Origin of the sequence: Streptomyces sp. NPDC048424 (assembly GCF_040651555.1) — a bacterium.
In the GTDB taxonomy this organism is placed as follows: Bacteria; Actinomycetota; Actinomycetes; order Streptomycetales; family Streptomycetaceae; genus Streptomyces.
The window spans coordinates 234,546-247,752 of the sequence record NZ_JBEZKE010000007.1 but is presented as its reverse complement, the minus strand read 5'-3'; the positions used below and the strand labels follow the sequence as shown (position 1 = coordinate 247,752).

At 72.7% G+C, this 13,207-nt stretch carries 13 protein-coding genes; 3 read left to right on the top strand and 10 right to left on the bottom strand.

Going from position 1 to position 13,207, the window contains the following annotated elements:
• The first annotated feature begins 33 nt into the window (after window positions 1–33).
• The 3 genes from AB0D29_RS13235 (at window position 34) to AB0D29_RS13225 (ending at window position 2,237) form a co-directional block, all read left to right on the top strand.
• Window positions 34–798: an SDR family oxidoreductase gene (locus AB0D29_RS13235; RefSeq protein ID WP_362853907.1), complete on the top strand. Its 765-nt coding sequence runs from the start codon at window positions 34–36 to the stop codon at window positions 796–798.
• A 1-nt stretch (window position 799) separates the two neighbouring features.
• Window positions 800–1,711 carry an SDR family oxidoreductase gene (locus AB0D29_RS13230; RefSeq protein ID WP_362853905.1) on the top strand — a complete coding sequence of 304 codons (912 nt, stop codon included), beginning with the start codon at window positions 800–802 and terminating at the stop codon, window positions 1,709–1,711.
• Between the two features lie 82 nt (window positions 1,712–1,793).
• Window positions 1,794–2,237: a VOC family protein gene (locus AB0D29_RS13225; protein WP_362853904.1), complete on the top strand. Its 444-nt coding sequence runs from the start codon at window positions 1,794–1,796 to the stop codon at window positions 2,235–2,237.
• 22 nt (window positions 2,238–2,259) lie between these two features.
• Here the strand turns inward: AB0D29_RS13225 and AB0D29_RS13220 are convergent, their stop codons facing one another.
• The 10 genes from AB0D29_RS13220 to AB0D29_RS13175 form a co-directional block, all read right to left on the bottom strand.
• The gene (locus AB0D29_RS13220) at window positions 2,260–2,979 is read right to left on the bottom strand and encodes a TetR/AcrR family transcriptional regulator (protein ID WP_362853903.1); all 720 of its coding nucleotides are present in this window, start codon (window positions 2,977–2,979) and stop codon (window positions 2,260–2,262) included.
• A gap of 64 nt (window positions 2,980–3,043) precedes the next feature.
• Window positions 3,044–4,399: an amino acid permease gene (locus tag AB0D29_RS13215; RefSeq protein ID WP_362853902.1), complete on the bottom strand. Its 1,356-nt coding sequence runs from the start codon at window positions 4,397–4,399 to the stop codon at window positions 3,044–3,046.
• Complete coding sequence (locus tag AB0D29_RS13210; protein WP_362853901.1) at window positions 4,396–6,024, bottom strand: BBE domain-containing protein; 1,629 nt, start codon at window positions 6,022–6,024, stop codon at window positions 4,396–4,398. The genes AB0D29_RS13215 and AB0D29_RS13210 overlap by 4 nt, the downstream gene beginning before the upstream one ends.
• A 147-nt stretch (window positions 6,025–6,171) precedes the next feature.
• Window positions 6,172–6,918, bottom strand: a complete 747-nt coding sequence (locus AB0D29_RS13205) for an SDR family oxidoreductase (RefSeq protein WP_362853899.1) — start codon at window positions 6,916–6,918, stop codon at window positions 6,172–6,174.
• 52 nt (window positions 6,919–6,970) lie between these two features.
• Window positions 6,971–8,167, bottom strand: coding sequence for an MFS transporter (locus AB0D29_RS13200; protein ID WP_362853898.1), 1,197 nt, complete (start codon window positions 8,165–8,167; stop codon window positions 6,971–6,973).
• A gap of 119 nt (window positions 8,168–8,286) precedes the next feature.
• Window positions 8,287–8,880 carry a TetR/AcrR family transcriptional regulator gene (locus tag AB0D29_RS13195; RefSeq protein ID WP_362853896.1) on the bottom strand — a complete coding sequence of 198 codons (594 nt, stop codon included), beginning with the start codon at window positions 8,878–8,880 and terminating at the stop codon, window positions 8,287–8,289.
• Between the two features lie 61 nt (window positions 8,881–8,941).
• Window positions 8,942–9,448, bottom strand: coding sequence for a cupin domain-containing protein (locus tag AB0D29_RS13190; protein ID WP_362853894.1), 507 nt, complete (start codon window positions 9,446–9,448; stop codon window positions 8,942–8,944).
• Between the two features lie 3 nt (window positions 9,449–9,451).
• Window positions 9,452–10,414 (bottom strand): formyltransferase family protein, encoded by a 963-nt coding sequence (locus AB0D29_RS13185; protein ID WP_362853892.1) that lies wholly within the window; start codon window positions 10,412–10,414, stop codon window positions 9,452–9,454.
• A gap of 30 nt (window positions 10,415–10,444) precedes the next feature.
• Window positions 10,445–11,623, bottom strand: a complete 1,179-nt coding sequence (locus tag AB0D29_RS13180) for an acyl-CoA dehydrogenase family protein (RefSeq protein WP_362853891.1) — start codon at window positions 11,621–11,623, stop codon at window positions 10,445–10,447.
• Between the two features lie 44 nt (window positions 11,624–11,667).
• The gene (locus tag AB0D29_RS13175) at window positions 11,668–13,161 is read right to left on the bottom strand and encodes an FAD-binding oxidoreductase (protein ID WP_362853890.1); all 1,494 of its coding nucleotides are present in this window, start codon (window positions 13,159–13,161) and stop codon (window positions 11,668–11,670) included.
• Window positions 13,162–13,207 lie beyond the last annotated feature (46 nt).

Here is a 13,207-nt window from a genome sequence, read left to right as displayed (position 1 = left end):
CAAACATTTGTTAGGTGAGGAAGGTAGCAGCCCATGGAGCTCGACGGGAGGGTTGTCGTCGTCACCGGAGGAACCCGGGGCGTCGGAGCCGGGATCGCCCGGTCGTTCCTCGCGGCCGGCGCGGAGGTCGTCGTCTGCGCCCGGCGGCCGCCGGAGGAACCGGTCTCGGCAGGCGGCCGGAAGGCCTCCTTCAACGCTGTCGACCTGCGCGATCCCGCCGCCGTACAGGACTTCTTCGGCGCGGTCGCGGGTCGGTACGGGCGCCTCGACTGCCTGGTCAACAACGCGGGCGGCACCCCGTACCGGCTGCTGGGGGAGGGCGGGGCGGAACGCCACGCGCGGGTCGTCGAGCTGAACCTGGTGGCGCCGATGACGGCCTCGCTGGCGGCGTACCCGTGGCTGCGCGAGGCCCGCGGCTCGGTGGTGATGATCGGCAGCGTCAGCGGCACCCGGCCCTCACCGGGGACGGCGGCCTACGGGGCCGCGAAGGCCGGCCTGGAGAACCTGGCCCGGTCCATGGCCGTGGAATGGGCGCCCGAGGTACGGGTGAACTCGCTGGTCCTCGGCATGGTGCGGACCGAGCTGACGCACCTGCACTACGGGGACGAGGCCGGGGTCGCGGCCGTGGCCGCGACCGTCCCGCTCGGGCGGCTGGCGCAGCCCTCGGACGTGGGGGACGCGGCGGTGTTCCTGGCCTCCGACCGGGCGGCGTACGTGAGCGGGGCGAGCCTGCTGGTGCACGGCGGCGGGGAGCGCCCGGCGTTTCTGGATGCGGCAACTGTCAACAAGGAGAACTGAGATGGCGGGACTGTGCGAGGGCCGGGTCGTGGTCGTAACGGGTGCGGGGCGGGGGCTGGGCCGGGCCCATGCGCTGGCCTTCGCGACCGAGGGGGCGCGGGTCGTCGTCAACGACCTGGGCGTGGGCCTGGACGGGCTGCCCGGGCCGGACGGTCCGGCGGCGCGGGTGGTCGCCGAGATCGAGGCGCTCGGCGGGGAGGCGGTGGCGCACGGCGGGGACATCGCGACCTCGGGGGGCGCGGACTCCCTCGTGGAGACGGCCCTCGGGGCGTTCGGGCGCCTGGACACCCTGGTCAACAACGCGGGGTTCCTGCGGGACCGGATGCTGGTCAACCTGGACGAGGACGACTGGGACGCGGTCATGCGCGTCCACCTGAAGGGGCACTTCCTGCCGCTGCGGGCGGCGGCCGCGTGGTGGCGGGCGGAGGGGAAGGCCGGGCGGCCCGTGGCGGCCCGGGTGGTCAACACCTCCTCGGGGGCCGGGCTGCTCGGCTCGGTCGGCCAGGGCAACTACAGCGCGGCCAAGGCCGGGATCCTCGGCCTCACCATGGTCGCGGCGGCCGAGATGGGCCGGTACGGGGTCCAGGTCAACGCGATCGCCCCGGCGGCCCGGACCCGGATGACGGAGCAGACCTTCGCGCAGACCATGGCCGCCCCGGAGGAGGGCGGCTTCGACGCGATGGCGCCCGAGAACGTGTCCCCGCTCGTGGTGTGGCTGGGCTCCGGGGCCTCGGCCGGGGTCACGGGCCGGGTCTTCGAGGCGGAGGGCGGCCGGATCACGGTCATGGAGGGCTGGCGGCCCGGCCCCACGGCCGACCGGGACTCCCGCTGGACCCCCGCCGAGGCGGGCGAGACCACGCTGAAACTCCTCGCCGCGGCCCAGGCTCCGCTGCCGGTGTACGGCGCGCGGTAGCCGGGCCGGTCCGGTCCCGGCGGCGGGGGCGGCGGATAGGGTTCCTGGTCCGGGACAAGAGCCGAAGGGACACGATCCGACGATGGCCGTCACGCCGACCCCGCAGAAGATCACCACGTTTCTGATGTTCGAGGGGCGAGCCGAGGAAGCCATGGGCTTCTACCTCTCGCTCTTCGACGACGCCGAGGTGCTCTCCATCAGCCGTTACGGCCCCGACGAGCCCGGACCCGGGGCCGGACCCGAGGGAACGGTGCGGCACGCGACCTTCTCCCTGGCCGGCCAGCAGCTCATGTGCATCGACAGCCCGGTCAACCATGCGTTCGGCTTCACGCCCGCGGTGTCGCTGTACGTCCAGTGCGAGGACGAGGCCGAGATCGACCGCCTCTACGGCGCGCTCGCCGAGCAGGGCCAGGAGCTGATGCCCCTGGGCTCGTACGGATTCAGCCACCGGTTCGGCTGGGTGAACGACCGCTTCGGCGTCTCCTGGCAGCTGAACCTCGCCGCCCCGCCGAGCGCGGGCGGGTGACGGGGCTGGTGACGGGGCGGGCTCAGGCCCCTGCGTCGCCCGGCCCGGGCTGCTCCAGGCCGAGCATCTCCAGGGCCGAGTCCATCTCCGCCTGGAACAGCACGCGGGGGTTGGCCTCGGGGCCGAACTGGCGGTAGACCTCCAGCGCGACCGGGCCGTACATGCGGCCCCACACCCGCAGCGAGGCCAGCAACGCCTGCGGCGGGAGGTGGGGGAAGCACTCGCGGGCGAGGGCGGCGAGGGAGGGGACGAAGTCGCTCCACTGCGCCTCGGCCCGCTTCAGCTGCTCGGGGGCGGCGGGCCAGGCGGCGTCGACCAGGCCGAGGAGGATCATGCAACATCGGCGGGCGGCCGCCACGACGTCGTCGTGGGTCGGGGCGTACCCGGGGGAGCTGTCCCCGTAGGTGAGGCGGAACTCCGCCGGGCGGGTACGGGCCCACTCCCGGAAGGTGTCCGCGACCGCGAGGAGCCGGGCCGCGGTCGCCTCCTCGGGGAGCGCGTCGCGGGCCAGCTCCTGCTGGTCGGCGAGCCGGTTGTAGGTGTCGGCCGCCAGGGTGGCGAGCAGATCGTCGCGGGTGTCGAAGTAGCCGTACAGCGCCGCCGCGGTCATGCCCATCTCGCGCGCGATGCCGCGCAGCGTGATCCCGGCGACGTCGCCGGAGGCGAGCAGGGCGAGCGCCACCTCCTTGATCTCGGCGGTGGTCTCGATCCGAAGGCGTTCACGGCGCGACAGGGTCTGCATGGTGGGGGCTCCTCCTCAGGGACACGGCGAGAGTGTCTTCTACCCCCGTACAAACACCGTTTACTTACCTTACCGTGTTGACGAACCGCAACTCGGCGGCCCTCCTCCGGCCCTTGGTGAGCGCGCACGCCACCAGCACCACCGCGAGGCTGCCGAGGCTCATCAGCAGCTGGGGGCGGGTCTGCGCGGTGAACAGCATCGAGCACAGGATCGCCGAGAAGGCGGCGATGACCAGCAGCGTCAGGTACGGGAAGCCCCACATGCGGAAGGTCAGCCGGCCGGGGGCGGAGCGCTCGGTGCGGATCCGCAGGACCAACTGGGAGACGGCGATCCCCAGGTACATGATGATCAGCACCGCTCCGGTCGAGTTGAGCAGGAACGGGAACGTCCGCCCGGGGCTGACCGCCTGGGCCGCGACGGCCCCGCAGCCCGCGACGGTGCCGAGCAGGACCGCGCGCCGGGGCACCGCCGCCCACCGGGGCGCGTCGCCGTGCCCGGCGAGCGTGGCCAGCATGCGCGAGGAGGCGTACAGCGTGGAGCCCAGCACCGACAGCAGCGCGGTCAGGATCACCACGCTCATGGCGGTTCCGGCGAAGGGCACCCCGATGCGGGTCAGGGCCGTCACGTACGGGCTCTCGTCGCCGCTGATCTGCGGCCAGGGCACGATCGCGAGCACCAGCAGGACCGAGCCGAGGAAGAACACCAGGATCCGCCAGACGATCTGACGGGTGGCGCGGGCCACGGCCCGGCCCGGGTCGGGGCACTCGGCGGCCGCGACCGCCACGATCTCGGTACCGCCGAAGGCGAAGACGACGCCGACGGTGGCGGTGAGGACCGCGCCGAAGCCGTGCGGGGCGAAACCCCCGTACGCCGTGAGGTTCCCCAGCGGCGCACCGGACGGGCCCTCGCCCAGCAGGTACGCGGTCCCCAGGGCGAGGAAGGCCAGGATCGCGCCGATCTTGACGACCGCGAACCAGAACTCCGCGCTGCCGAAGGAGCGCGAGGAGCGGAGGTTCACCGCCGTCAGCCCGCCGAGCAGGAAGAGGCTGCAGGCCCAGGCCGGCACCTGGGGCAGCCAGGCGTGGACGATCTGCCCGCCCGCGATCGCCTCGATGGCCACGATGGCCACGAAGGCGTACCAGTAGAGCCAGCCGACCGTGAAGCCCGCCCAGTCGCCGAGGGCGAGGCGGGCGTAGTCGGCGAAGGACCCGGCCATCGGGCGGGCGGCGACCATCTCCCCGAGCATCCGCATGACCAGCAGCACCAGTAGCCCGGCCAGCGCGTAACTGACGAGGGCGGCGGGGCCGGCGGCCCGGATGGTCTGCGCCGAACCGACGAAGAGGCCGGTGCCGACCGCGCCGCCCATGGCCATCATCGTCAGGTGGCGGCCGCGGAAGACCTGCCCGGCGTCCTTCGTCACGGCGCGACCGAGAGCTTGTGCCGGAACACGTCGTGCGGGTCGTAGGCGCGCTTGACCGCGCGCAGCCGCTCGTAGTTCCCCTTGTAGAAGAGCTCGTGCCAGGGGACGCCGGAGGTGTTGACCGCCGGGTCGGCCAGGTCGGTGTCCGGGTAGTTGATGTAGCAGCCGTCGGTCCCCCCGCCGATCGCCGGGACGCCGCCGGTCTCGGCGTAGACGTCGCCGTAGAAGGCGCGCAGCCGGGCCGTCTCCTTCTCGTCGTCCTGCGGGGCCGACCAGATCGACTGGTAGAGGACCTTGAAGACGGAGTCGCGCTGGGCGGCGGCGGTGTCCGCCTCGCCGTGGGCGTTGATGGCGCCCCCGAAGGAGAGCAGGACCATCGAGGTGTCCGGGTTGTCGGTCCGCGACAGGTGCTGGTACGCGGCCTTCAGCTGGTGTTCGGTGAAGTCGCGCTTGTGGTACGCGGACTTGAGGCCGACCCGGGCCAGCGGGTTGGCCCAGACCGGGTTGGGCGAGCCGACCATGCGGGCCGCGTCCAGCCAGGGCAGCTCGCGGGGGGTGAACAGGTTGGGCATGGCCGCCAGTTCGCCGCTGGGCCGCTCGACGGGTCGCGGGGTCAGGCCGGTGCCGTCCAGCAGGGCGGCCAGGTACGCGTCGAGGGTGGCCCGGGAGGAGGACTGGGCGTAGTGGGCGAGGGAGCCGAACCGGCGGGCGTTGGCGTTGAAGAGGGTGGACAGGTGGCGGCCCGGCGAGTCCGGGCCGGAGTTGCGCTCGTGCCAGGCGCCGTAGTTGCGCAGGAGCCGTACGAAGCGGTCCTCGGTGAGCTCGCTCCAGGACAGGTCCAGGGCCGAGGCGTGCAGCCGGGCCGGCGGGGCGGGCAGCTGCCGCTCCGGGGGCGCGTGTTCGGTGCCGGGGGTGCGGAACCAGTAGCGGGTGATCAGGCCGAAGTTGCCGCCGCCGCCTCCGGTGTGGGCCCACCACAGCTCGCGGTGCGGATCGCCGGCCTCGCGGGTGGCCACGACCGTGCGGGGGCGGCCGCCGCTGCCCGGGACGACCACCTCGACGGCGTACAGGTGGTCGACCACCAGGCCGAAGTCGCGGGAGAGGAGGCCGTAGCCGCCGCCGCTGATGTGGCCGCCCGCGCCGACGGAGTGGCAGACCCCGCCGGGCAGGGTGACGCCCCACCCCTTGTAGAGGGCCTCGTAGACGGCCATGAGGTGGGCGCCGGGCTCGACGAAGAAGGCGCGGCGGTGCTCGTCGTATCCGACGCCGGTCATCTCGGAGAAGTCGAGGAGGACCTCCACCTCGGGGTTGCAGGTGAAGTCGGCCAGGCAGTGGCCGCCGGAGCGGACGGAGACCCGCTTGCGGCCGGCGATCGCCTCGCGCAGCGCGTTCTCGGCGTCCCGGGCCGAGCGGACCATCTTGACGTGCTCGGGGCGGGCCACGTAGCGGCGGTTGATGCCCGTCCGGAGGGAGGGGTAACGGGCGTCGGAGGGCAGGATCCTCGGGCCCGCCGGCGCGGGGGCGGAGGCGGCGGCAGCGTCCGTGGCGGTGAGGGGGCCGGCTATCCCGGCGCCCGCGGCGACGGCCGAGGCGGCGAGGAATCCGCGGCGGTCCAGATTCGGCATGACAGGTTCCCTTGCGTGGCGCGAGTGCGGTACGGGGCTGTGCGATGGGGGTCTGACGGGCTGGGGGCCGGGCTGGGGGCCGGGCCCCGGAGGCGAGCGGGGGCTCGATGCGCCTCCGGGGCCCGGCGGTTCCGGGTGTCCTGCCGGTCAGGCGTTGGCGCCGCCGTCGACGGTCAGCGTGGTGCCCGTGACGAAGGAGGCCTCGTCGCTCGCCAGGTAGAGGACCGCGCTCGCGATCTCCGCGGCCCGGCCGTAGCGGCCGAAGACGTTCAGGCCGCGCTGGAAGTCGGCGGAGGGGCCGTCGGCCGGGTTCATGTCGGTGTCGATGGAGCCCGGCGCCACCTGGTTGACGGTGATGGCGCGGTCGCCCAGGTCGCGGGCCAGGCCCACGGTCAGGCCGTGGATCGCCGCCTTGGACATGGCGTACGGGGTGAAGCCCGGGGCGGGGACCTGCGTGGCGAGGCAGGAGCCGACGTTGACGATGCGGCCGCCGTCGGGCATGGCCACGGAGACGGCCTGCGCGGTCAGGAAGGCGCCGCGGACGTTGATGTCCAGGGTCCGGTCGAGGGTGGCCAGCGGCACCTCCGCGAGCGGCGGGCAGGTCATGTCCGCGTAGCCGGCGTTGTTGACGAGGATGCGCACCGGGCCGAGTTCGCGTACGACCTGCTCCACCGCGGCCGTCACGGCCTCGGCGTCGGCGGCGTCGGCCTCGACGGCCACGGCGCGCCGCCCGAGGGCCCGTACCTGTCCGGCGACCTCCTCGGCCTGTTCCTTGTTGGAGCGGTAGGTGATCGCGACGTCGGCGCCGTGGGCGGCGAGCGTACGGGCGATCTCGGCGCCGATGCCGCGCGAGCCGCCGGTCACCAGGGCCACGCCGTGGAGAGTGGTGGTCACATTGATTCCTTTTCTGTGCGGGGGAGTTGGGAGAAGGGAAAGGGTGGCGGGCTCAGGCCGTGGCGGGCTGCGGCTCGGGGGCGGCCGTGGTGGCGCCGCCGCTGCCGTCCTTCTTGGCCCGCAGGTCCGGCAGGAGGGTGAACAGGCCGAGGAAGGCCATGATCACGCCGAGTACGAGCGGGGCCCGGAGTCCGTAGACGTTGATGCCGACACCGCCGAGCCAGGAGCCGATGACGATGCCGAGAGTGATGAAGGAGGAGTGCACGGTGTTGACCAGCGGGCGGGCGTTCGCGGTGCGCTGGACCCGGGTGATCATGCAGGGGTTCATCGTGACGCCGACCAGGCCGATGCCCATCATGAAGATCAGTGCGGGCGCGGTGACCTCCGCGAAGACGGCGAAGCCGGCCAGGAAGACCATGTTGAGGCCGAGCCCGATGAGCTGGGTCACGATGGTGTGCTTGTCGGCGAAGCGCCCGACGATGTTGTTGCCGACGACGGTCGCGGCTCCGTAGGCGACGAGCAGCCAGGGCACCGAGCCCTCGCTGAAGCCGGTGAGCTCGGTGAGGATCGGCGTGAAGTAGCTGAAGGCGGAGAAGGTGGCGCCGATGATCAGCGTGGAGGTGGAGAACACCAGCCACAGCCGCGGGTTCTTGAAGGCGCGCATCTCCTCCTTCACGGAGGGGCCGGTCTCCCCCTCGGCGCCGGTCACGGAGGGGACGCCGACGATCGTGGCGAGGGCCGCGAGCACGGTCAGCCCCGAGATCGCCCAGAACGCCGCCCGCCAGCCGAGCTGGCCGCCGACGAAGGTGGAGATGGGCAGGCCGAGCAGGGTGCCGAGCATCAGCCCGTTCATGGCGGCGCCGATGGCCTTGCCGCGCATCTCCGGCTTGGTGATCTCGGCGACGACCGAGAGCGAGACGCCGAAGAAGGCGGAGGAGGCGACACCCGTGATGACGCGCCCGATGGCCATCGTCACGTAGTCGGTGGACAGGGCGGCCAGGATGTTGCCGCCGAGGAAGACCGCGAAGAGCACCATCAGGGCGCTCTTGTGCGGGAGTTTGAGCACGGCGGTGGCCAGGAAGGGCCCGCCGAGGGCCATGGCCACGGCGAACGCGGTGATCAGGTAGCCGACTTGGGGGATGGTGGCCCCGAGTCCCTCGGAGATCTGGGGCATCAGGCCGGCCACCACGAATTCGCTGGTGACCATGGCGAAGATGCCGAGGGCGAGGACGTACACGGCCTTGGGCACGGCCGTCACAACCTTTCTATAACTAAACGATCGTTCCAGAACGTGGGCAGGCGCAACTCAGGTGCGGGGCAGGGTGGTTGAAGGTCAGTCGGTCCGCGAAGCCGGACGCCGGGCGGGTGTCAGCCGGTACAGGACAGGCCCTTGAGGGCCTCGTCGACGACCTGCGTCAGGTAGGCCCGGTCCGCGGCCCGCTCCATGACGCGCAGCCCCTGGGTGAGGGTGACGAGGAGGCGGGCGGTGGAGCGCACGTCGGTGCCGGGCGCGAGCTCCCCGGCCACCCGGGCCCGCAGCAGGAGGTAGGCGAAGGCCTCCTCCAGGGAACCCAGCGCCCCGCCGAGCCGTTCGGCGGCCTTCGCGTCCCCCGGCAGTCGCTCCAGCACGCCGTGGGTGACCATGCACCCGCCGCGCAGCGGATCGGCCAGCGCGGACTCGACGTAGGAGAGGAGGAAGGAGCGCAGGACCGGCAGGGCGGGACCCTCGTCGGACTCGGCGAGGTTCTGCCGGGCCCGGTCCGCCTCGACGGCGCAGTACAGGTCCAGCGCCTTGAGGTAGAGGTCGTGCTTGGAGCCGTAGGCGGCGTACATGCTGGAGCGGTTGATGCCCAGCGCGTCCACCAGGTCCTGGATCGAGGTGGCCTCGTACCCCTGGCGGCGGAAGAGCTCCATGGCCGCCACGAGGGCGGTCTGCGGGTCGAACTCCTTGGGCCTTGCCATGAGCACGAGGCTACCCCATTCCCAACCGTTCGTTTCAGAAAGACGGCACGACAGTCCGGGCTCAGTCGAAACTGGCCGGAATCACTCCGTACCGCGCCCCCACCTCGGCCACGCCCGGAGGGTCCTCCACCGGCACCGGCACGCCCGGAGTGGGCTCCGTACCGGCCTCCAGGAAGAAGTTCTCCACCCCGCCCGGCGTGAAGATCAGCAGCAGCTTCGCCGTGTGCAGCGCGTGGTTGTGGAACTGGTGCGCCGTACCGCGCGGCACGAACACGAAGTCGCCGGTGGCCGCCTCGTACGTGTTCTCGCCGACACGGATGGTCAGCCGGCCGTCCAGGACGTAGAAGGCCTCGTCCTCGTCGGCGTGGCGGTGCGGCGGAGGGCCGCCGCCGGGCGGTACGGACGCCTCCAGCACGGCGATGGAACCGCCGGTCTCGACCGCGCCCGCCTTGACGCTGTAGACGTCACCGGACAGCCAGGTGGCCTTGCCGCCGCCGGCCGGTACGTGCAGGACCCGCCGCACCTCGCTGGGCACCTCGGCCTGCTGGGTCGCTTCGAACAGAGACATCTCTCATCCCACCGTCGTCGCTTCGCCGAGGAGCGCGAGGGCCGGGTCGTCGACCGCCACCTCGCGTCCACCGCATTCCACCGTGACCAGCCGCAGCCACTCGCCGTCCGCGCACGCCACGTACAGCCCGCCGCCGTGGCGCACCAGCGTGCCGGGCGGCTGATCACCGGGTGCGGGAGCGCCGCCCTCCCCGTACGCCGCCGACAGCAGCCGGATGCGCTGCCCGCCGGGGGCGGTGAACCAGGCACCGGGGTTGCGGTAGGCGGCCCGTACGTGGCGCTCCACCACGGCGGCCGGCCGGCCGAAGTCGAGCCGGTAGTGCTCGTCGCGGGGGCGCCCGAAGTAGGAGCGGCGCGACAGGTCCTGGGGCGTGCGCTCCAGGGTGCCCTCCACCAGGTGCGGGATCAGGTCGAGCAGCATCAGGACGTTGGCGCGCTCCTGCATGGTGCGCAGCTCCAGGCCGGTCTCGCGGCCCGAGAGCGGGATGTGGTGCTGCATCAGCAGGTCGCCGTCGTCGAGTTCGACGCCCATCTCGATGGCGGAGACCGAGCTCTCCGTGGCCCCCTCGCGGACCATCCAGTAGAAGGGCGCCAGCCCCGCGAACTCCGGCAGCGGCGAGGGGTGGAAGTTGACCGCGCTGCGGCGCGGCAGGGCCAGCAGCGGAGCCTTCAGCAGCTGCTGGAAGTTGCCGACGAGGAAGTAGTCGGCGTCCAGGGCGGCGAGGGCCTCCACGGCGTCGGGGTCGTTCGCCGAGCGCGGGCGCAGGACGCGTACGCCCAGCGCGCGCGCCTGGTCGGCGACGTCGACGGCTTCCTCGTCATCGGTGAAGTACGCGCACAGCTTCCCGGGCGGTGAGGTGACCAGGGCGGCCAGCTCCACGTTCGGGTGGCCGTGCAGGATGCTCAGGAAGGGTGATCCGAGTTTGGAGTTGACTTCGGTGAACAGCACAACACGTATGGAATCCATGACGGTCGGACGCTTCTCTCGTCTCTGTTTTTAGAAGAACGGGGAGGTGGAGGAGCCGCCCAGCAGGACGTTGCCGGTGAGCTGGAGGACGGAGTCCTGGGCGACGGCGTGCTGGCACATGGTGTTGGCGTCGCGCAGCCACCGGTCCAGCGGGTTGGGCTTGTAGACGGACGACCCGCCGACGAGGTCGAAGAGCTCGTGGACGATCGAGCGCGCCGTACGGAACGCGTGGCGGCGGGCGATGGCGGTGGCCACGCGGGCGTCGTCGCTCAGCACGTCACCGGAGGCGAGCGCGTCCCACTGCACCTGGAGGGTGCTGTATACACCGGCGCGGGCGGCGATCAGCTCGCCCTCCAGGCGGGCGATCGCCGACTGGATCCGGTAGTCCTCGCGCCACGGGGTGCCGGTCTCGCGGTCGGTCCGCTGTGCGGCCAGCTCCCGTACGTGGTCCAGCGCGGCGCGCGCCATGCCGAGCGGGATGCCCGGCATCTTGCGCAGGATGGCGTCCGGGGTGGCGTGCAGCGGGCCGGTCCGCTTGGGCTCGGAGAAGGAGAAGGAACGCTCCTCGGGCACGAACAGGTCGGTGCAGGAGTAGTCCTGCGAACCGGAGCCGGCCAGGCCGGTGGTGTGCCAGGTGTCATGGAACTCGTAGTCGCCGGGGCGGGCGATCATCACCCGCCAGTGGCGCGCGGCGCCGGTCACCGGGTCGGCTTCCGGCTCGCCGTCCTCGCCGACGACGTGGACGCCGGCGCCCAGCCAGTCGCAGTGCGAGGAGCCGGAGCCGAACTTCCAGCGGCCGGTGACCCGGAAGCCGCCGGGCACCCGGACCGCCTTGCCCTGCGGATAGATCCAGCCGGAGTTGGCCATGTCGAGGGTGGGCCACATGCCGCGGGCGACCTCGTCGTCGAGGTAGCCGGAGTAGATGCCGGAGTCCATGCCGATCATCGCGCACCAGCCGACGGAGACGTCGCCGGCGGAGAGGATCTCCAGGAGCTCGGCCTGCTGCATCGAGGTCAGCTCCGGGCCGCCCCAGGTCTTGGGCATGGCGGCGCGGAACACACCGGCCCCGCGGAGCAGTTCGACGATGTCCTCGGGCAGCCGGCGCTCGGCCTCGATGCGCGGGGAGTTCTCCCGCAGGACGGGCACGAGCGCACGGGCGCGGTCCAGGATCGCTTCGGCGGTGTCGGGTACGTACGGCGTCGTCGTCATCACGTTCTCATCAGGGGTGCGGGGCGGGTGGGACGGGGCGGCGGTCATGCGTAGCGGCCGGCGGCCATGACCCGGTGCGGGTCGACGGCCTCGCGCAGGGCGCGCTGGAGGGCGGCCTCGGTGGTGTCGGCCGTACCGGTGGCGGCCCGGGCGTGGCCGGAGTCGAGCCGGTAGGGCCGCAGACCCGCCTCGCCGAACCAGAGGTGGGCGAGGTCGAGCGCCCGGTGGGCGGCCTCGGTCTGCGCGGCGCGGTCGAAGGGGAAGGACACGACGAGGTCGATGACGTCGGCGTCGAGCGCGTTGACCGTGGAGCCGGGCCGGACGCCGGTGGCCAGGTGGATGCGGTCGAGGATGTCCAGGGCCCGGACCACCGAGGCGCCGTCGAAGGGCAGGAACGGCAGGAAGAACAGCCAGCCGTTGCCGTCGGCGTCGACCCGCTCGGCGGTGGCGCCGGTGGCCGAGGCGAGCATCCGTTCGTTGTGCGCGACCGAACCGCTGTAGGCCGCGTGCACCACGTGGGCGACGACGTCCTCGTCGGCGGGCGGCTCCTCGTCGCTGGAGGTGACCGAGGTGAACAGGCCCGTCTCGGCCATCTCGGCCAGCAGGGCCGCCTTGAGGGCGGCGGCCGAGCGTTCGGTGCCCTCCACGCTCAGGTGGGCGACGTAGCCGCCGGCGGTGTCCCCGCCGCCGTACGTGGCGGTCGAGGCGGTGTCGTACACCTTGATCACGCCGGCGATCAGGCCGTTCGCCTTCCAGACGCGCAGCGCGTCGACGGCCCGGTGCAGCGTCTCGCGGTGGAATCCCGCGCGGACGGTGCTCTGGTGCAGCGGGCGGGGCAGCAGCCGGACCACGGCGGCGGTGACGATGCCGAGGTCGGACTGGGTGAACAGGTGCAGCAGGCTGGGGCCGAGCCCCAGCGGGTTGAAGCCGTCGCCCTTGCCGTGCGCGGCGTCGCCGGGCCACCAGCCGATGTGCGCGACCGCGCCGTCGGGCAGGACGACCTCCAGGCCGAGCAGGTCCTCGGTGCGCTGGTGGCGCAGGCCCACCCCGCGGTCCACGGTGTTGCCGAGGACGCTGGTGTGGCCGGAGGACGCGGTGACGTTCAGCATCCGCCCCGTGCCGGCGAGCAGTTCGGAGAGTTCCTTCTGGGTGACGCCCGGCTCGACGACCGCGTAGCCCGCTTCGGTGTCGAGCGCGCGCAGGGCGTCGAGCCCGTCCAGTTCGACGCGGACGACGGGCCCGGCGGCCGGTTCCTTGGAGCCGAGTCCCCAGTTGCGGCCGGTGGAGACGGGCTGGAGGCCGGGGAGTCCGGCGCCCGCGGCCTTGGCGTGGTGGAAGGCGCCGACCAGGGCGCGTACGTCGGCGACGGAGCCGGGGCGCAGGACGGCACGGGTGTCGCGCGGGGCGAACGCGGAGACGTTGGGGTCCGGCGGCAGCGGTGCGGCGGCGGTGTCGTGCCGCACGCGCTCCGCGCCGAGGGCCTGCTGGAGTTCTTCCAGTACGGCCTTGAGATCCGGGTACAGGTACGGGTCTGGCATGCCTCGACCTCGATCGTGATGTGGGTGGTCGGTGAGGTGGACGACT